The sequence below is a fragment of the Amycolatopsis sp. NPDC005961 genome (assembly GCF_040629235.1).
Taxonomy (GTDB): domain Bacteria; phylum Actinomycetota; class Actinomycetes; order Mycobacteriales; family Pseudonocardiaceae; genus Amycolatopsis; species Amycolatopsis camponoti.
Window position 1 is genome coordinate 1 of record NZ_JBEXVF010000023.1, and the last position, 20,172, is coordinate 20,172.

Below are 20,172 nucleotides of genomic sequence, written 5' to 3' on the forward strand. Positions count from 1 at the left end.
CCCACGACGGCTTCACGCTGCGGGACCTGGTGTCCTACAACGAAAAGCACAACGAGGCCAACGGCGAGGACGGCCGCGACGGCGCCGACGACAACCGGTCGTGGAACTGCGGGGTCGAGGGCGAGACCGACGACCCGGAGGTCAACGAGCTGCGCATCCGCCAGCAGCGCAACATGCTGGCCACGGTGCTGCTGTCCCAGGGCGTGCCGATGGTCCTGCACGGCGACGAGTTCGGCCGCACCCAGCAGGGCAACAACAACGTCTACTGCCAGGACTCCGAGCTGTCCTGGATGGACTGGGAGCTGGCCACCGAGCACGCCGACCTGGTGCGGTTCACCGGCGGGGTGAGCGCGTTCCGGCACCAGCACCCGGTGTTCCGCCGCCGCCGGTTCTTCCAGGGCGGCCCGGTCGGCAAGGGCGACAAGCTCGGCGACATCGCCTGGTTCACCCCGGCCGGCGAGGAGATGACCGAGCAGAACTGGGACGACGGCTTCGGCAAGGCGGTCGTCGTCTTCCTCAACGGCCAGGCGATCCCCGACCTCGACCCGCGCGGGATGCACGTCGAGGACGACTCGTTCCTGCTCGCGTTCAACGCCCACTACGAGGACATCGACGCCAAGCTCCCGGGCAACGGCTACGGCCAGGCCTGGACGGTCGTCATCGACACCGCGACGGGCGAGGTCGAGCCGCGCGAACCGAAGTCCATCGAAGGCGGCGGCCAGTTCACGCTGCCCGCCCGGTCCCTGATCGTGCTGCAGCGAACGGAGCCCGCATGACGGTGCCGGAGTCGACCTACCGGGTGCAGCTGCGCCCGGAGTTCCCCTTCAGCGAAGCGGCGGAGATCGCCGGCTACCTGCGCGACCTGGGCGCCGGCGCGCTCTACGCGTCGCCGGTGCTCGACGCGGCACCCGGCTCGACCCACGGCTACGACGTCGTCGACCCGACGCGCGCGCGGCCGGAGCTGGGCGGCGAGGCGGCTCGCGCGGCGCTGAGCGAGAAGCTGAAGGAGCTGGGGCTCGGCCTGGTCGTCGACATCGTGCCGAACCACATGTCGGTCGAGGTGCCGAAGGTCAACCGGTGGTGGTGGGACGTCCTCACGCACGGCCGCGACTCGGAGTTCGCGTCCTTCTTCGACGTCGACTGGGCGCGCGGGCCGCTCCTGCTGCCGGTGCTCGGCGACGATGACGCCGTCTCGGAGCTGACCGTCGAGGGCGACGAGCTGGTGTACTACGACCACCGCTTCCCGATCGCCCCCGGCACGGGAAGCGGGACGCCGCAAGAGGTCCACGAGCGCCAGCACTACCGCCTGATCGGCTGGCAACGCGGCAACGCGGAGCTGACCTACCGCCGGTTCTTCGACATCACGAACCTGGCCGCGGTCCGCGTCGAAGACCCGACGGTGTTCGCCGAGACGCACGGCGAGGTCCTGCGCTGGGTCGCCGACGGCGACGTCACCGGCCTGCGCGTCGACCACCCGGACGGCCTCGCCGACCCGGGCGGCTACTTCCGGCGGCTGCGGGAGAACGCGCCGAACGCGTGGATCGTGGCGGAGAAGATCCTGCACCCCGGCGAGCCGCTGCCGCAGAGCTGGCCGGTCGACGGCACCACCGGCTACGACGCCCTGCGCGAGATCGCCGGCGTCTTCGTCGACCCGGCCGCCGAGCCCGACTTCACCGCGCTGGCCACGGAGCTGGGCGTGAAGACCGGCTACCACCGCGTCGAGGCCGAGGCCCGGCGCCTGGTCACCGAGCACATCCTGGTCGCCGAGGTCCGGCGGATCGCCGCGCTGCTGCCCGACATCGACCCGGAGCAGGCCCGGCAAGCCGTGGCCGAGACCATGGTCGCCTTCCCCGTCTACCGCTCCTACCTGCCCGAAGGCGCGGCGAACTGGGCGGCCGCGATCGACGGGGCCCGCCAGGCGCGGCCCGACCTCGCCGACGCGCTGCTCATCCTCGACGCCTACGTGCGCAAGAACCCCGAGAGCGAGCTGGCCACCCGGATCCAGCAGACGTCCGGCATGGTCGTGGCCAAGGGCACCGAGGACACGACGTTCTACCGCTACACCCGCTTCGCCGCGCTGAACGAGGTCGGCGGCAACCCGGACCGGTTCGGCCTCGGCGTCGAGGAGTTCCACCGCCTGGCGGCCGAGCGCGAAGCCGGGCACCCGGCCTCGATGACGACGCTGACCACGCACGACACCAAGCGCTCGGAGGACACCCGCGCGCGGATGGCCGTGCTCGCGGAGGTGCCCGGCGAGTTCGCCGAGGCCGTCCGCCGGTGGACCGCGCGACGCGGCATCGACGAGCCGTCGCTGAACCTCCTGGCGTGGCAGACGCTGGTGTCGACCTGGCCCATCGAGCCGGCCCGGCTGCGGGACTACCTCGACAAGGCGGCCAAGGAGGCCAAGCTCCGGACCAGCTGGACCAGCCACGACGAGGCGTTCGAGGCCGACGTCGCCGCCTGGCCCGAAGACGTCCTCGGCGACGCCGAGCTGGCGTCCGACGTCGAGGCGTTCGTCGCGCGCATCGAAAAGGCGGGCTACGCGAACTCGCTCGGCCAGAAGCTGGTGCAGCTGACCGCGCCCGGCGTCCCGGACGTCTACCAGGGCACCGAGCTGTGGGACTTCTCCCTGGTCGACCCGGACAACCGCCGCCCGGTCGACTACGCGGTCCGGCGCGAAATCCTGGCGCGGGTCCTCGACGGCGAGCTGCCGGAGATCGACGCGTCGGGCGCGGCGAAGCTGCTCGTGGTGCACAAGGCGCTGCGGTTGCGCCGCGAACACCCGGCGCTGTTCCGCGGCTACCGGCCGCTGCGGGCCGAAGGAGCCGCGGCCGAGCACTGCCTGGCCTTCACCCGGAGCGCGGACCTGGCGGTCGCGGTGACGCGGCTGCCGATCGGCCTCGAAGCCGCCGGCGGCTGGCGCGACACCGTGCTCCCGCTGCCGGCCGGCGTCTGGACCGACGTCCTGACCGGCCGCGACGTCACCGGCGAGCCCGCCGTCCTGTTCGAGCGGTACCCCGTCGCGTTGCTGGTGCGAGGAGACGCATGAGGTTCAGCGTGTGGGCGCCGTCCGCCCGCCGGGTCCGGGTGACCGTCGACGCCGGCGTGCACGAGATGACCGCCGGCGACGGCGGCTGGTGGCACGCCGAGGCCGACGGCATCAACTACGCCTTCGTCCTCGACGACTCCGACGACCGCCTGCCCGACCCGCGGTCGCGGTGGCAGCCCCACGGCGTCCACCGGGAGTCGCGCGTCTACGACCACGGCGAGTTCGAGTGGACCGACGACGCGTGGCACGGCCGGCAGCTCCCGGGCGGGGTCGTCTACGAGCTGCACATCGGGACGTTCACCGAGGGCGGCACCTTCGACGCGGCCATCGACCGGCTCGACCACCTCGTCGAACTGGGCATCACCCACGTCGAGCTGCTGCCGGTCAACTCCTTCGACGGCACCGCGGGCTGGGGCTACGACGGCGTCCTCTGGGGCGCGGTCCACGAGCCCTACGGCGGGCCCGACGGCTTCAAGCGGTTCGTCGACGCGGCCCACGCGCGCGGCCTGGCCGTCGTGCTCGACGTCGTCTACAACCACCTCGGGCCCTCCGGCGCCTACCTCGACCGGTTCGGGCCGTACTTCGCCGGGCAGAACGACTGGGGACCCGGGCTGAACCTCGACGGCGCCGGCTCGGACGAGGTCCGCCGGTACGTCGTGGACAACGCGCTGAGCTGGTTCCGCGACTTCCACGTCGACGGCCTGCGCCTGGACGCGGTGCACGCGCTGCTCGACCGGCGGGCCGTCCACCTGCTCGAACAGCTCGCCACCGAGACCGAGGCCCTGTCCGCGGCGCTGAACCGGCCGCTGACGCTGATCGCCGAGTCCGACCTCAACGACCCGAAGCTGGTCACGCCCCGTGAGCGCGGCGGGTACGGCCTCCACGCGCAGTGGTCGGACGACTTCCACCACGCGCTGCACGTCAAGCTCACCGGCGAGGAGTCGGGCTACTACACCGACTTCGCCGCGCAGGACGCCGTCGAGCGGGTCCTGCGCGGGGTGTTCTTCCACGCCGGGACCTGGTCGTCGTTCCGCGAGCGGACCCACGGCCGCCCGGTCGACACCCGGACCGTGCCGGGCCACCGCTTCCTCGCCTACCTGCAGGACCACGACCAGATCGGCAACCGCGCCACCGGCGACCGGCTCTCCGCGACGGTCTCGCCGGACCGGCTGGCCTGCGGCGCGGCGATCCTGTTCTGCTCGCCGTTCACGCCGATGGTGTTCATGGGGGAGGAGTGGGCGGCGAGCACGCCGTGGCAGTTCTTCGCCTCCTTCCCGGACCCGGAGCTGGCCGACGCGGTCCGCACGGGCCGCCGTCGCGAGTTCGCCCGGCACGGCTGGGGCGAGTCCGACGTGCCCGACCCGATGGACCCGGCGACGGTCGAGCGTTCCCGGCTCGACTGGACCGAGGTGGACACGCCCGGCCACCGGGAGATGCTGGAGCTGTACCGGACGCTGATCCGGCTGCGCCGCGAGCGGCCCGAGCTGGCCGGTCCGTGGCTCGCCGACCTGCGGGTCGACACCGCGCCGGACGGCTCGTGGCTCGTACTGCACCGCGGCGGGCTGCGCCTGGCCGTCAACTTCGGTCCCGGCCCGGTCACGCTCCCGCTGGGGGCCACCACGGCCCTGCTGACCTGGGCCGGGGCCACCGTGGACGGTGGTGCCGCCGAGCTGGCCCCGGACAGTTTCGTTCTGGTGGAAACCCGGTAACTCCGGCGGCACCCCGCGCGCGAAGCGGGCCGGATCTGGGACGATTCAGGAATGGCCACACGACCCTCGACCCAGCACGTCCTCGCCGGACGCCCGTTCCCGCTCGGCGCCCACGCCGAGGCGGGCGGCGTCCGGTTCGCGATCACCTCCGCCGTCGCGGACGCGGTCGACCTGTGCCTGATCGACGCCGACGGGTCGGAGCGCCGGATCGCGCTCACCGAACGCACGTTCGGCGTGTGGCACGGCCTGGTGCCCGGGGTGACGCCGGGGCAGCGGTACGGCTACCGGGTCCACGGCCCGTACGACCCGGCCCGCGGCCTGCGCTGCAACCCGCACAAGCTGCTCCTCGACCCGTACGCCCGGCAGATCACCGGCGGGCTCACCGACCTGACCGCGGCGCAGGGCTTCACCGGCGACCCCGAGCGCGGGCCGATGTCCACAGTGGACTCCCTGGGCAGCGTGCCGCTGTCGGTCGTGTCCTCGCCGGGCGGGCCGGACACCGGGGTCAAGCCGGAGGTCCCGTTCGAAGAGGCGGTGGTCTACGAGCTGCACGTCAAGGGGTTCACCCAGCGGCACCCGTTCATCCCGGAGGCCCTGCGCGGCACCTACCTCGGCTTGGCCCACCCGGTGGCCATCGAGTACCTGACCCGGCTCGGCGTCACGTCGGTGGAGCTGCTGCCGGTGCACACGTTCCTCGACGAGCCGTCGCTGGTCCGGGCCGGGCGGCACAACTACTGGGGGTACTCGCCGCTCGGCTTCTTCGCGCCGCACGCGGCCTACGCCAGCGAGCCCGGCCACGAGGTCGAGGAGTTCCGGCTGATGGTGGCGGCCCTGCACGCGGCCGGCATCGAGGTGATCATCGACGTCGTGTTCAACCACACCTGCGAGGGTGGCCCCGACGGCCCGACGCTGAGCTTCCGCGGGCTGAACGCGCCCGTGTACTACCTGCACACCGAGCGCGGCCACATGGCCGACATCACCGGCTGCGGCAACACCCTGGAGGCCGGCTCGCCGACCGTGGTCCGGCTGGTCACCGACTCGCTGCGGTACTGGACGCAGGAGCTGGGCGTCGACGGCTTCCGGTTCGACCTGGCCAGCACGCTCGGCCGGGCCCGCGGCGGCCCGTTCGACCCCGCGTCGACGCTGCTCACCGCGATCACCACGGACCCGGTGCTCTCGCGCTGCAAGCTCATCGCCGAGCCGTGGGACGCCACCGGCGAGGGCTACCGCGTCGGCGGCTTCGGCGCCCAGTGGGCGGAGTGGAACGGCCGCTACCGCGACACGGTGCGCGACTTCTGGCGCGGCGCGACCGGCGTGCGCGACCTCGCCTACCGGCTGTCCGGTTCGTCGGACCTCTACGACCACAACCTGCGCCGTCCGTGGCAGTCGATCAACTTCGTCACCGCCCACGACGGCTTCACGCTGCGGGACCTGGTGTCCTACAACGAAAAGCACAACGAAGCCAACGGCGAGGACAACCGCGACGGCGGCAACGACAACCGCTCGTGGAACCACGGCGTCGAGGGTGACACGGCCGACCCGGAGATCCGCGAGCTGCGCGCGCGGCAGGTGCGGAACATGTTCGCCACGCTGCTGCTGTCCACCGGCACCCCGATGATCACCGCGGGCGACGAGTTCTGGCGGACCCAGCGCGGCAACAACAACGCCTACTGCCTCGACGACGAGACGTCCTGGCTGGACTGGACACCGGAGGACCCCGAGGCGGAGGCCATGTTGACCTTCGCGCGGCGGGTCGTCCGGCTGCGGGCGAACAGCCCGGCGCTGCGGCAGCCGGAGTTCTTCGAAGGCCGGACGACGCCGACCGGCAAGCCGGACCTGGTCTGGTTCCGCCCCGATGGCGAGGAGTTCGGCGAGACCGACTGGTTCGAGGACCGGCACACCCTCGGCATGTGGGTCGACGGCTCGAACAGCCAGGCCCGCAACCGCGACGGCGAGCTGGTGCCCGACCACTCGTGGCTGATGTGGCTGCACGCGGGGGAGGAGCCGGCCGAAGTGGTGCTGCCGGGCCGCGAGTACGGCGAGACGTTCAAGCCGACGCTCGACACGAGCACGTCGGACGGCAGCCCGGCCGACCCGGGCCCGCTGGAGGCCAAGAGCCGGGTGACGCTGCGGTCGCGTTCGCTGCTCCTGTTGCGCGCCCCGCGCCTGGCCGCGGACCCCGCGCCCGAACCCTACTGACGCGTACCGCACCGGACGACACGTGCCTCAAGGGTCGACACGTGTGATCAGGAGGTCGACACGCGTGATCCGAGGGTCGACACGGCGACCGGCATCGTGTCGACTCCCCAATCACGCGAGTCGACTCCTCAATCACGCGTGTCGACCTTCCGATCACGCGAGCCGGCCGGTCCGCCTGTCGTCCATTCGGGTACGGGTGTTCACCGCCGCTGCCGGGCGGTGGGTCACCGGCGCGCGGTTAACCTGCCGGACATCTGCCGGAAATTCGTTGCGAGGAAAGCGTTTCACCTTCGCCCGGGTGGGTACAGAACAAGAGAGACCTGCCTCGATCGTGCGTGATCGAGTCGGGCAGACTGACGACGCCTGCGCACAATCCGACACTTCGAGGGGCGTTGCCCATGACCGGCCGGCTCGGCATCGACGACGTCTCCCCCAGCGTGAGCTGCGGCCGGTACCCGGCCAAAGCCGTTGTGGGGGAACACATCCCGGTCACCGCGACCGTCTGGCGGGAAGGTCACGACGCGGTCGCCGCCACCGTCGCGTGGCGCGGCCCCGGCGACCGGCTGACCCGCCAGGCGCGCATGGTGCCGCGCGGTCCCGACCACCCCGACGAGTTCGCCGCGGTGATCGTCCCGGACACCACCGGTATGTGGACCTACCGCATCGACGCGTGGGGCGACCCCTGGGCGACGTGGGAGCACAACGTCGAGGTGAAGGTGGCCGCCGGGCAGGGCCCCGAAGACCTCGCCAACGACCTCGAGAACGGCGCCCGGCTGCTGGAGCGCGTCTCGCGCCGCCCGGACCGCCGCGCGGAGAAGGCGCTGCTGACCGGCGCGCTGACCGCGTTGCGTGACACCGGGCGCAGCCTCGCCGAGCGGGTCGGGCCCGCGCTCTCGCCCGAGGTCCGCCAGCTGATGCACGAGTTCCCGGTGCGCGAGCTGATCACCAAGGGCAAGCCGCACAAGATGTGGGTCGACCGCCGCCGGGCCGCGTTCGGCTCCTGGTACGAGCTGTTCCCCCGCTCCACCGGCGGGGTCGACGCCGAGGGCAAGCCGGTGCACGGCACCTTCACCACCGCCTCCGCCGCGCTCGACCGGGTCGCGAAGATGGGCTTCGACGTCGTCTACCTGCCGCCGATCCACCCGATCGGCCGCGTGAACCGCAAGGGCCCCAACAACACCCTCGACGCCAAGCCGGAGGACGTCGGCTCGCCGTGGGCCATCGGCGCCGACGAAGGCGGGCACGACGCCATCCACCCGGACCTCGGCACCTTCGAGGACTTCGACGCCTTCGTCGCCCGGTCGGAAGAGCTGGGCATGGAGGTGGCGCTGGACTTCGCGCTGCAGGCCGCGCCCGACCACCCGTGGGTCCTGAAGAACCAGGAGTTCTTCACCACCCGCCCGGACGGCTCGATCGCCTACGCGGAGAACCCGCCGAAGAAGTACCAGGACATCTACCCGATCAACTTCGACAACGACCCCAAGGGCGTCTACGAGGAGATGCTGCGGGTCATCACGGTCTGGATCGACCACGGAGTGAAGATCTTCCGGGTCGACAACCCGCACACCAAGCCGCCGGACTTCTGGGCCTGGCTCATCCAGTCCGTGAAGGACGCCCACCCGGACGTCCTGTTCCTGGCCGAGGCGTTCACGCGCCCGGCGCGGCTGTGGGGCCTGGCCCGGCTCGGCTTCACCCAGAGCTACACGTACTTCACCTGGCGCACCGGCAAGCAGGAGCTGATCGACTTCGCCATCGACCTGCGCGAGCACTGGCACGAAGGCCGGCCGAACCTGTTCGTCAACACCCCGGACATCCTCCACGAGTCGCTGCAGCGCGGCGGGCCCGGCATGTTCGCGCTGCGGGCCGCGCTGGCCGCGACGATCGCGCCGACGTGGGGCGTCTACTCGGGGTACGAGCTGTTCGAGCACGTCCCGGTCCGCGAGGGCAGCGAGGAGTACCTCGACTCCGAGAAGTACCAGCTGCGTCCGCGCGACTTCGAGCGCGCGCTGGCCGAGGGCCGGTCGCTGGAGCCGTGGATCGCCAAGCTCAACGCCGTCCGCCGCGCGCACCCGGCGCTGCAGCAGATGCGGACCCTGCACTTCCACCACGTCGACAACGACGCGCTGCTGGCGTACTCCAAACAGGACCCGGCCACCGGTGACACCGTGGTCACCGTCGTCACCCTCGACCCGTACGCGCCGCAGGAGGGCACCCTGTGGCTCGACACGGCGGCCCTCGGGTTCGAGGCGCACGAACGGTTGATCGCGCACGACGAGGTCACCGGCGACACCTGGGACTGGGGTCCGGCGAACTTCGTGCGGCTCGAGCCCTGGCGGGCCGTGGCGCACGTGGTGTCGGTCCGGCGGCGGCTGGCCGGTTAGCGGGGGAAGGAACGGATCGAGGGACTGAGGTGGAACACATGGCGGAGGAAGCCCGCCCCGACGCGGCACTCGGGCTGGACGGTGTGCCGCACACCGGTGAGGCGATGACGGCCGACGGGATGCTCGTGGAGCCCCAGGCCGGGGACTTCCGCTCGGCGCAACAGGCGCCCAGCAACCCGGAGTGGTTCAAGGGCGCGGTGTTCTACGAGGTGCTGGTGCGCGCGTTCGCCGACTCGAACGGCGACGGCACCGGCGACCTGCGCGGCCTGGCCGGCCGGCTCGACTACCTGGCCTGGCTCGGCATCGACTGCCTCTGGCTGCCGCCGTTCTACGCGTCGCCGTTGCGCGACGGCGGGTACGACATCAGCGACTTCCGCGCGGTGCTGCCGGAGTTCGGCAGCGTCGAGGACTTCGTGTTCCTGCTGAACGAAGCCCACCGGCGCGGCATCCGGGTGATCACCGACCTGGTGCTCAACCACACCTCGGACGCGCACCCGTGGTTCCAGCAGTCCCGCAGCGACCCGGACGGCCCGTACGGCGACTACTACGTGTGGAGCGACGACGACTCCCGCTACGCCGACGCGCGGATCATCTTCGTCGACACGGAGTCGTCGAACTGGACCTACGACCCGGTGCGCGGGCAGTTCTACTGGCACCGGTTCTTCTCGCACCAGCCCGACCTGAACTTCGAGAACGCCGACGTCCAGAACGCGATGATCGACACCCTGCGGTTCTGGCTGGACCTGGGCATCGACGGGTTCCGCCTCGACGCCGTGCCGTACCTGTTCGAGCAGGAAGGCACCAACTGCGAGAACCTGCCGCGCACGCACGAGTTCCTCAAGCGCTGCCGCAAGGTCGTCGACGACGAGTACCCGGGCCGGATCCTGCTCGCCGAGGCCAACCAGTGGCCCTCGGACGTCGTCGAGTACTTCGGCGACCCGGCGGTCGGCGGCGACGAGTGCCACATGGCGTTCCACTTCCCGCTGATGCCGCGGATCTTCATGGCCGTGCGCCGCGAGTCGCGGTTCCCGATCTCGGAGATCATGACCCAGACCCCGGAGATCCCCAGCGGCAGCCAGTGGGGCATCTTCCTGCGCAACCACGACGAGCTGACCCTCGAGATGGTCACCGACGACGAGCGCGACTACATGTACGCGGAGTACGCCAAGGACCCGCGCATGAAGGCCAACATCGGCATCCGCCGCCGGCTGGCCCCGCTGCTGGACAACGACCGCAACCAGCAGGAGCTCTTCACCGCGATGCTGCTGTCGCTGCCGGGCTCGCCCGTTCTGTACTACGGTGACGAGATCGGCATGGGAGACAACATCTGGCTCGGCGACCGCGACGCGGTCCGCACCCCCATGCAGTGGACCCCGGACCGCAACGCCGGCTTCTCCTCCTGCGACCCCGGCCGGATCTACCTGCCGGTGATCATGGACCCGGTGTACGGCTACCAGGGCCTGAACGTCGAGGCGCAGTCGAACAACGCGTCCTCGCTGCTCAACTGGACCCGGCGGATGATCGAGGTGCGCAAGGAGCACCACGCGTTCGCGGAAGGCGAGTTCGTCGACCTCGGCGGGTCCAACCCGAGCGTGCTGGCCTACAAGCGCCAGTGGCGGCGCCCGGACGGCGGCGAGGACGTCGTGCTCTGCGTGAACAACCTCTCCCGGTTCCCGCAGCCGGTGGAGCTGGATCTGTCCGCGCACCGCGGGTGCACGCCGGTGGAGCTCACCGGTGGCGTGCAGTTCCCCAGCATCGGGGACCTGTCGTACCTGCTGACGCTGCCGGGACACGGCTTCTACTGGTTCCAGCTGACGAGCCCGGGAGACGAAGGCGAAGCGAGGTGAGTCCCTTGTCCGACCCGCGTGAGCTGGTGGACGACCTGATCGGCGACCTGCAGCACTGGCTGCCGGAGCAGCGCTGGTTCGCCGGCAAGGACCGGCCGGTGACCGGCGTCCGGCCGCTCGGCGTGACCGAGCTGGTCGAAGGCGACCCGCAGCTGCTGCACGTGGTCGTCGAGGTCGCCCAGGGCGACCGGCGCGAGCCGTACCAGCTGCTCGTGGGCCGGCGGACGCACCCGCCGGAGATCTCGTCGGCCAGCTGGATCGGCGCCGTCGGCGACCTCAACGCCTACGAGGCGTCCGGCGACCTCGACGTCACCGGTGTGCTGCTGGACCTGATGGCGCGGGAGGGCCGCGTCGGCTCCCTCGTCTTCGAGCACGAGCCCGGCGTCGAGCTGGACACCGGCCTGCGGGCCCGGCCGATCACCTCGGAGCAGAGCAACACGTCGCTGGTCTACGGCGGGCAGTACATCCTCAAGCTGTTCCGGAAGCTGACGCCGGGCAAGAACAAGGACCTGCTGCTGCACCGGGCGCTGCAGGGCGTCGACAGCAAGCACATCGCGCCGGTGCTCGGCTCGATCACCGGCGACCTCGACGGCGAGCCGACCACGGTCGGCATGCTCCAGCAGTTCGTCGCGGACGCGGTCGACGGCTGGGCGATGGCCACTACCAGCGTCCGCGACCTGATGGCCGCCCCGGAGCTGCACGCCGAGGAGGTCGGCGGCGACTTCGCCGGCGAGGCCGAGCGGCTCGGGCGCGCGGTGGCCGAGGTGCACGCGGACCTGGCGGAGGCCCTCGGCACCGAGCCGGTCGACGCCGGCGAGCTGGAGCGCTCGACGAAGGCGATGCTCGAGCGGCTCGACACGATCGCCGGGCGGGTGCCGGAGCTGGCCGCGCACGCCCCGGCGCTGCGGGCGGCGTTCGAGAAGCTGCGCACGCTGCCCGCCGGCGCCGTGACCATGCAGTACATCCACGGAGACCTGCACCTGGGCCAGGTGCTGCGGACCGTCACCGGGTGGCTGCTGATCGACTTCGAGGGCGAGCCGGCGGCCCCGGTGGAGGAGCGTCACGCGCTTCGGTCGCCGTTGCGCGACGTGGCGGGCATGCTGAGGTCGTTCGACTACGCGGCCCAGCAGATGCTGGTCGGCCACCTGGACGACTCGGCGCTGGCCGCGCGGGCCCAGGAGTGGTCGCACCGCAACCGGGCGGCGTTCTGCGAGGGTTATGCCGCGGTCGCGGCCGACCCGCGTGACCAGGGCGAGCTGCTGCGCGCCTTCGAACTGGACAAGGCGGTCTACGAAGTGGGCTACGAGCACGCGAACCGGCCGGACTGGCTCGGCGTGCCGCTCGCTTCGATCGCCCGGATCACCGACGGAGAGGGATGACGCCGTGAACGCGGTTCCGGAAGGACTCCCGGCCGCCGCCCCGGCGGCCGCGGACATCGACCGGCTGCTGGCCGGTTCGCACCACGACCCGCACTCGGTGCTGGGCGTGCACGCGGTGAGGAAGGGCTTCGTGGCCCGGGCGCTGCTGCCCGGCGCCAAAGCCGTCGCGCTGCTCAGCGGCGAGCACCGGTACCCGATGGAGCCGGTCATCGACGCGCTGTTCGCCGTCGCGGTGCCGGAGCACCCCGGCGACTACCGGCTGGAGATCGACTACGACGGGCACTCCGTCACTGCCGACGACCCGTACCGCTGGCTGCCCACGGTCGGCGAGCTGGACCTGCACCTGATCGGCGAAGGCCGGCACGAGCGGCTGTGGGAGGTGCTCGGCGCGCACGTCCGGGCGTACGAGACGCCGGGCGGCGTCGTCGACGGGACGTCGTTCGCGGTCTGGGCGCCGAACGCCCGCGGCATCCGCGTGATCGGCGACTTCAACGGCTGGGACGGCCGCGGTCACGCGATGCGCTCGCTCGGCTCGTCCGGGGTCTGGGAGCTGTTCGTGCCGGGTGTCGGCGCCGGCTCCTGCTACAAGTTCCGGATCCTCGGCGCCGACGGCAACTGGCGCGAGAAGGCCGACCCGATGGCGTTCGGCACGGAACACCCGCCCGCGACGGCGTCGGTCGTCACCACCTCCGGGCACCTGTGGGAGGACGACGCGTGGGTCGCCCAGCGCGAGGCCACCGAGTGGTCCGCGGCGCCGATGAGCGTCTACGAGGTCCACCTGGGCTCGTGGCGGCCCGGGCTCGACTACCGCGAGCTGGCCGACCAGCTCGGCGACTACGTCCTCGAGACCGGCTTCACCCACGTCGAGCTGCTGCCGGTGTCGGAGCACCCGTTCGGCGGCTCGTGGGGCTACCAGGTGACGTCGTACTACGCGCCGACGTCCCGCTTCGGCTCCCCGGACGACTTCCGCTACTTCGTCGACCGCCTGCACCAGCGGGGAATCGGCGTCCTGGTCGACTGGGTGCCCGCGCACTTCCCGAAGGACAGCTGGGCGCTGGCCAAGTTCGACGGCACCGCGCTGTACGAGCACGCGGACCCGCGCCGCGGCGAGCAGCCCGACTGGGGCACGCTCGTGTTCGACTTCGGCCGCAACGAGGTCCGCAACTTCCTCGTCGCCAACGCGCTGTACTGGATCGAGGAGTTCCACCTCGACGGCCTGCGAGTCGACGCGGTCGCCTCGATGCTCTACCTCGACTACTCCCGCAAGGACGGGGAGTGGCTGCCGAACCAGTACGGCGGCCGCGAGAACCTGGACGCGGTGAAGTTCCTGCAGGAGCTGAACGCGACCGTCTACAAGCGACACCCCGGCGTCGTGATGGTGGCCGAGGAGTCGACGGCGTGGCCGGGCGTCACGCGCCCGACGCACCTGGGCGGCCTCGGGTTCGGCTTCAAGTGGAACATGGGCTGGATGCACGACACGCTCCGGTACCTGTCCCACGAGCCGATCCACCGCGCCTACCACCACAACGAGATGACGTTCTCACTCGTGTACGCGTGGAGCGAGAACTTCGTGCTGCCGCTTTCGCACGACGAAGTGGTGCACGGCAAGGGATCCCTGTGGGGCCGCATGCCGGGCGACGCCTGGAACAAGGCGGCCGGGCTGCGTTCGCTGCTGGCGTTCATGTGGGCGCACCCGGGCAAGCAGCTGCTGTTCATGGGCGGCGAGTTCGGCCAGCCGTCGGAGTGGTCGGAGCAGCGGTCGCTGGACTGGCACCTGCTGGACGAGCCGCTGCACCGCGGGGTGCAGGACCTGCTGCGGTCGCTGAACTCGGTGTACCGGTCCTCGCCCGCGCTGTTCAGCCAGGACACGTCACCGGACGGCTTCCGCTGGATCGACGCGAACGACTCGAGCGGCAACGTCCTGAGCTTCCTGCGCATCGGCACCGACGGATCCCGGCTGGCCTGCGTCGCGAACTTCTCGGGCGTGCCGCACCACGACTACCGGGTCGGCCTGCCGTCGGCGGGCCGCTGGCTCGAGGTGGTCAACACGGACGCGGAGGCCTACGGCGGCTCGGGCGTCGGCAACCTGGGCGCGGTGGAGGCGACGGAGGACCCGTGGCACGGCCAGCCGGCCTCGGCCGTCCTCCAGCTCCCCCCGGCCGGAGTCCTCTGGCTGGCCGAAGAGACCCCCGCGGACCCCGACCTGACGTGACCAAAGGGTCGACACGCGTGATCCTGAGGTCGACACGCGTGATTGAAGGGTCGACACGGCGACCACGCTCGTGTCGACCCTCCAATCACGGGTGATGTCCCTTCAATCACGCGTGATGCCTCTCCCGTCACGCGTGATGCCCTTCCGAACACGCGAGTCACCTCGTCGATCACGCCCGGCGGGGTGAAAATGGGTCCGCCGGGTGGGCGTCGCGGGCTTACCATCAGTGCATGACCGGCGCCGGCGGCGTCCTCGTGAACCTGATCCTGTTCGCCGTGGTCTGCATCGCTCCCACGGTGCTCTTCTGGTGCGCGCTGCGCGCCCCGAAGCTGCTTCGCCGTCTTCTCGAGAAGCGCGCGAAGCCGCAACCCGCGGGTCCGCCGATCGAACGCGTCGCCGCGGATCTGCGGCGGGTGCACCGCCTGCTCGCCGGCTACCCGTCCGGGACGCCGGCCGCCCGGCGCCTCGGCACGCGGCAGGCGTACGACGAGCTGCTCGCCCAGGCTTGCCGCCAGGTGGACGTCCCGCACCGGCTCGCCGAGCTGCCCGAGGGCATGGACCGCGAGATCGAACGCCTGCGCGTCGAGGAGTCGCTGCGGGAGCGCGGCCTGGCCGTGCCCTGACTTGTACGGGCCGTGTACGCGGCCCCGTCACGCTGCCGCCATGCGACTTGTGCTCGGCCTCGTGACGCTGCTGCTGCTCGGCCTGACGACGACGGCCCAGGCCGCCGCGAACTTCCCCCGCCTCGACGCGGCGACCGTCGACGGCTACCGGCTCACCCCCGGCGGCTCCTTCGCCACCTACGGCAGCCGGATCGCCGCCCTCGACCAGAAGCTCCCGCCGCGCGGCCTGCCGCAGCTCCTCGGCGACGCCAACCGCACGGCCCGGCCGCTCTGCCACGGCACGTACCTCGCGGCCGCGCTGAAGCCCGCCGGCTTCTGCTGGGAAGACGCGAACGACGACAAGACCAACGACTGGATCCCCCAGGGCCTCACCGGCTCGGGGGACGCAGACCCGGTGACCGGGACCGTCGGCGGCAAGCGCGTCATCGCGACGTCGTGGCACACCCCCGGCGACACCATGGTCCGGCTGTCCTTTGTGGACGCCAACGGCCTCGGCTACCGGCACGTCCTGCTCGTGGAACCGACGTCCGACACCGATTTCGCGGTCGTCGCCGGACACGGGCACGGCATGACGTGGTCCGGGAACCTGCTCTACGTCGCGACCACCGGCGGCCTGATCCGCGTCTTCGACACGACGCACTTCTGGCAGGTCGACGACAGCTCCGCGACGGTCGGCCTCGGCACCGACGGCCGGTACCACGCGGCGTACTACGACTACGCGATGCCGCAGATCGGCGCCTACTGGTACCCCGGCGGCGGCGCGTGCACGACGGGGACCGGCGCGCGGCCGTGCCTGTCGACGCTCTCCTTCGACCACGGCGATTCCACGTTCGTGACGGCCGAGCACGCGGCCGAGGCGGGCGGCCGGGTCCTGCGCTGGCCGTTCGACGCCTCGACGGGCCGCCTGAAGACCTCGGCCGACGGTCAGGTGCACGCCGTCGAAGGGTTCTCGTCGCCGGTGTGGGGGATGCAGGGCGCGGTGGCGCGGAACGGCTACTTCGTCCTGACGGGAGTCTGCCCGGAGTACGCCGGAGCGGCCGGCGACCACCCGTCGTGCCTGCACGGCGGGGTCGGCGGCGTCTCGACGTCGAGGCTGGCCGGGCAGGCGCCGGTCAACAGCCAGAACCTGTCCTACTGGCCGGCGACGGGGGAGCTGTGGCTGCTGAACGAGCAGCTCCGGGAGCGCGTGGTGGTGCACGTCCCGTGGACGACGCTCACCGGCCGGCCCTGAACGCGGAAGAACCCCGCCACCGAGGTGACGGGGTTCTTCCGTGAGTACGACTCAGTCCAGGTAGTCCCGCAGGACCTGCGACCGCGACGGGTGGCGCAGCTTCGACATCGTCTTCGACTCGATCTGCCGGATGCGCTCACGGGTCACCCCGTACACCTGGCCGATCTCGTCGAGCGTGCGCGGCTGGCCGTCCGTGAGGCCGAAGCGCAGCCGGACCACGCCCGCCTCACGCTCGGACAGCGTCTGCAGCACCGACTGGAGCTGGTCCTGCAGCAGCGTGAACGACACCGCGTCCACCGCGACGACCGCTTCGGAGTCCTCGATGAAGTCACCGAGCTGCGAGTCGCCCTCGTCGCCGATCGTCTGGTCGAGCGAGATCGGCTCACGCGCGTACTGCTGGATCTCCAGGACCTTCTCCGGGGAGATGTCCATTTCCTTGGCGAGCTCCTCGGGCGTCGGCTCGCGGCCGAGGTCCTGCAGGAGTTCGCGCTGTATGCGGCCGAGCTTGTTGATGACCTCGACCATGTGCACCGGGATGCGGATGGTGCGGGCCTGGTCGGCCATCGCGCGGGTGATCGCCTGGCGGATCCACCACGTGGCGTACGTCGAGAACTTGTAGCCCTTGGTGTAGTCGAACTTCTCCACCGCGCGGATCAGGCCGAGGTTGCCCTCCTGGATCAGGTCCAGGAACGCCATGCCGCGACCGGTGTAGCGCTTGGCCAGCGACACCACGAGCCGGAGGTTCGCCTCCAGCAGGTGGTTCTTGGCGCGCTCGCCGTCACGCACGATCCACTTGAGATCGCGGCGCATCTGGGTGACGAGCTTCTCGCCCTCCTCCTCGGCGGTGCGCACGCGCTCGGCGGCGTAGAGCCCGGCCTCGATCCGCTTGGCCAGCTCCACCTCCTCCTCCGCGTTCAGCAGCGCGACCTTGCCGATCTGCTTGAGGTAGGCACGCACGGAGTCGGCCGACGCGGTGAGCTCGGCGTCCTTGCGCGCCTGGCGCAGGGCCTCCGACTCTTCCTCGTCCCAAACGAAGTCCGGGTTGTCGGAGCTCTTGGCGGCCGCCGCCTTGTCGGCCGCGGCACCACGACGGCGCTGCGCCGGGGTCTCCTCGTCGTCATCGTCATCGTCGTCGTCATCCGCCGAGGCGGCGTCCGGCTCTTCGGTGACCGTCTCGTCGACGACGTCGACCTCGACCTCTTCCAGGTCCGACAGGTCGGGCGAGTCGAGCTCGCCTTCCTCGAGACCCTCGGGGCCTTCGGGGTCGCCGTCTTCGCCCTTGGTCGCGGGCTTCTTCGCCGGCGCCTTCTTGGCCGGAGCCTTCTTCGCGGTGGTGGTCTTGCGGGCCGCAGGCTTCGCCGTCCCGGTGGCTGCCTCTTCGGCCGGCTCGCCGGCTGCGGTCGCTGTCTTCGTCCCGCCTCGGGTTGCGGTTCTTGCGGCTGCCACTTACGCCCTTTCGCAGCGGTCGATCATGACGAGCAACGGCACGGGTGCCACTGCTGCCTCACATTCGGGGATCACGCCTCGGCCTGCGGTTTTCGCCTCCGCAGCCGTGGGCCGTGTTCCATTGTAACGACGGTACGCGCATGCGTCGCGAAGCGATCACCCTCCGGCCCGCTCCGGCGCCCGGATCTAGTGCTGGATGCCCTCGCTCGCGGCCGCCGCGGCACCCACGATCCCGGCGTTGTTCTGCAGCGTCGCCACCAGGACCGGCGTGCGGAGGTCCAGCAGCGGCACCCATTTTTCGGCCTTCTTGCTGACCCCGCCGCCGACGATGAACAGGTCGGGCCAGATCAGGTTTTCGAGCACGGTCAGATAACGGTGCACGCGCTTGGACCATTCGGGGTACGAGAGACCCTCGTTGTCCTTCACGGAGGCGGCCGCGCGCTTCTCCGCGTCGTGGCCGTCGATCTCCAGGTGGCCGAACTCGGTGTTCGGGACGAGCTTGCCGTCCTGGAACACCGCGCTGCCGATGCCGGTGCCGAAGGTGAGCAGCGCGGTGACGCCCTTGCGCGCGACCGGGTCGCCGAAGCGGATCTCGGCCATGCCCGCCGCGTCGGCGTCGTTGAGCATCGCGACCTGGTCGACGCCGCGGCCGAGGCGCTTGGCGAAGAGGGCGTCGGCGTCGGTGCCGATCCACTGCTTGTCGATGTTGGCCGCGGTGTGCGCGACGCCCTTCTTGACGACCGCCGGGAGCGTCACGCCGACCGGGCCGTCCCAGCCCGCCTGCGTCACGATCTCGGCGACGACGTCCGCCACCGCCGACGGCGTGGACGGCTTCGGCGTCTCGATCCGGATCCGGTCGCCGATGAGCTGCCCCTTGTCCAGGTCGACCAAGGCCCCCTTGATCCCGCTGCCGCCGATGTCGATGCCGAAACCTCGGCGGGTCGCCTCCACCACGGACGTGGTCCCTTCTCGCACGATTCAGAAGCCTGCCTCGGAGACTTTAACCGGATGTGGTGACATGTCGGACGTGGGAGTTGACGAGTCGTTGCTGAAAAGCGTCGCGGTGCAGGTCGCGACGGACGCCGCCGAGCTGGTCCGCGAGGCCTGGGAGGGGATGGCGCGGGGGCGCTCGGTGGCCGTGGACACGAAGTCCGCGGACACCGACGTCGTCACCGCCGTCGACCACGAGTCGGAGCAGCTGGTGCGCGCGCGGCTGGCCTCGCTGCGGCCCGGGGAGCCGGTGCTGGGCGAGGAGGGCGGCGGCGCCGCCGGCGACGGCGTGACCTGGGTCGTCGACCCCATCGACGGGACGGTCAACTTCCTCTACGGGCTGCCGTGGTTCGCGGTGTCGGTGGCGGCGCAGGTCGGCGGCGAGTCGGTGGCCGGCGCGGTGGTGGAGCCGGCGAGCGGCCGGGTCTGGTCGGCCGCGCGCGGGCAGGGCGCGTTCCTGGACGGCCGCCGGCTGGCGGTGTCGGCGCCTTCGCGGCTGGAGCTGACGTTGGTCGGGACCGGTTTCGCGTACTCGGCGGAGCGCCGGACGCGGCAGTCACGGTTCGCGGCGGAGCTGCTGGGGCGGGTCCGGGACATCCGGCGCAACGGGGCGGCGTCGCTGGACCTGTGCGCGGTGGCGGCGGGCTGGCTCGACGCGTACGTGGAGCACGGGCTGCACCGCTGGGATTGGGCGGCGGGGGCACTGATCGCGGCGGAGGCGGGCGCTCGGGTGCACCTGCCGGGGTCGGCACCGGAGCTGGGCGCGGACGCGACGTACGCGGCGGCACCGTCGATCGCGGACCCGCTGCGGAAGGTCCTGGCCGACTGCGGCGCCGCCGAGGTCTGACGGCGCCCAATCCGGGAGAACACGGCGTTTCCGCCGCGGCGGTCTACGGCGAGACGGTGCGGGCGAAGGTAGCGAACACCTCGTCCGGCCTCCGCCGCGAACACGTCGTCCGCGAACACGTCGTCCGGGGAACTCCGGCGACTCGTCCGGGGAACTCAGGCGTCGCGAACGGGCCGCTCGCGACGCGAGCGCCCGGAATTGTCGGTGCTCCCCGGTAGCGTGAAGATCGGGGGCGCCCCCACGCGCGCGGGGTGCGGCT

At 71.5% G+C, this 20,172-nt stretch carries 12 protein-coding genes and 1 pseudogene; 11 read left to right on the top strand and 2 right to left on the bottom strand.

The window, feature by feature from the left end; translation table 11 throughout:
* The 10 genes and pseudogenes from ABZ342_RS21680 to ABZ342_RS21725 form a co-directional block, all read left to right on the top strand.
* Positions 1 to 776 (top strand): annotated as a pseudogene (locus ABZ342_RS21680) (glycogen debranching enzyme); the annotation flags it as partial.
* Positions 773 to 3,049 carry a malto-oligosyltrehalose synthase gene (treY, locus tag ABZ342_RS21685; protein WP_360475768.1) on the top strand — a complete coding sequence of 759 codons (2,277 nt, stop codon included), beginning with the start codon at positions 773 to 775 and terminating at the stop codon, positions 3,047 to 3,049. The pseudogene ABZ342_RS21680 and the gene treY, both read left to right, overlap by 4 nt.
* Positions 3,046 to 4,758, top strand: a complete 1,713-nt coding sequence (gene treZ / locus ABZ342_RS21690; RefSeq protein ID WP_360475771.1) for a malto-oligosyltrehalose trehalohydrolase — start codon at positions 3,046 to 3,048, stop codon at positions 4,756 to 4,758. The genes treY and treZ overlap by 4 nt, the downstream gene beginning before the upstream one ends.
* A 51-nt stretch (positions 4,759 to 4,809) precedes the next feature.
* The gene (gene glgX, locus ABZ342_RS21695; protein WP_360475774.1) at positions 4,810 to 6,957 is read left to right on the top strand and encodes a glycogen debranching protein GlgX; all 2,148 of its coding nucleotides are present in this window, start codon (positions 4,810 to 4,812) and stop codon (positions 6,955 to 6,957) included.
* 398 nt (positions 6,958 to 7,355) lie between these two features.
* Positions 7,356 to 9,338, top strand: coding sequence for a maltotransferase domain-containing protein (locus ABZ342_RS21700; RefSeq protein ID WP_360475777.1), 1,983 nt, complete (start codon positions 7,356 to 7,358; stop codon positions 9,336 to 9,338).
* A gap of 38 nt (positions 9,339 to 9,376) precedes the next feature.
* Positions 9,377 to 11,185 carry a maltose alpha-D-glucosyltransferase gene (gene treS, locus ABZ342_RS21705; protein WP_155542273.1) on the top strand — a complete coding sequence of 603 codons (1,809 nt, stop codon included), beginning with the start codon at positions 9,377 to 9,379 and terminating at the stop codon, positions 11,183 to 11,185.
* A gap of 5 nt (positions 11,186 to 11,190) precedes the next feature.
* The gene (locus ABZ342_RS21710) at positions 11,191 to 12,564 is read left to right on the top strand and encodes an aminoglycoside phosphotransferase (RefSeq protein ID WP_360475781.1); all 1,374 of its coding nucleotides are present in this window, start codon (positions 11,191 to 11,193) and stop codon (positions 12,562 to 12,564) included.
* Positions 12,565 to 12,568: 4 nt separating this feature from the next.
* Entirely contained in the window at positions 12,569 to 14,776 is a 2,208-nt protein-coding gene (glgB, locus tag ABZ342_RS21715) for a 1,4-alpha-glucan branching protein GlgB (RefSeq protein ID WP_360475784.1), read from the top strand.
* A gap of 230 nt (positions 14,777 to 15,006) precedes the next feature.
* Complete coding sequence (locus ABZ342_RS21720) at positions 15,007 to 15,399, top strand: hypothetical protein (RefSeq protein ID WP_360475787.1); 393 nt, start codon at positions 15,007 to 15,009, stop codon at positions 15,397 to 15,399.
* 40 nt (positions 15,400 to 15,439) lie between these two features.
* Positions 15,440 to 16,630 carry a hypothetical protein gene (locus tag ABZ342_RS21725; RefSeq protein ID WP_360475790.1) on the top strand — a complete coding sequence of 397 codons (1,191 nt, stop codon included), beginning with the start codon at positions 15,440 to 15,442 and terminating at the stop codon, positions 16,628 to 16,630.
* A 51-nt stretch (positions 16,631 to 16,681) separates the two neighbouring features.
* On the opposite strand, the gene ABZ342_RS21730 is transcribed toward ABZ342_RS21725, so the two are convergent.
* Together ABZ342_RS21730 and ppgK are read right to left on the bottom strand one after the other, a co-directional pair.
* Positions 16,682 to 18,076, bottom strand: coding sequence for an RNA polymerase sigma factor (locus tag ABZ342_RS21730; protein WP_360475793.1), 1,395 nt, complete (start codon positions 18,074 to 18,076; stop codon positions 16,682 to 16,684).
* Between the two features lie 186 nt (positions 18,077 to 18,262).
* Positions 18,263 to 19,027: a polyphosphate--glucose phosphotransferase gene (gene ppgK, locus ABZ342_RS21735; RefSeq protein WP_196425430.1), complete on the bottom strand. Its 765-nt coding sequence runs from the start codon at positions 19,025 to 19,027 to the stop codon at positions 18,263 to 18,265.
* Between the two features lie 67 nt (positions 19,028 to 19,094).
* On the opposite strand from ppgK, the gene ABZ342_RS21740 reads away from it, so the two are divergent.
* Positions 19,095 to 19,913, top strand: coding sequence for an inositol monophosphatase family protein (locus tag ABZ342_RS21740; RefSeq protein ID WP_360475796.1), 819 nt, complete (start codon positions 19,095 to 19,097; stop codon positions 19,911 to 19,913).
* The last annotated feature ends 259 nt before the right edge of the window (positions 19,914 to 20,172 follow it).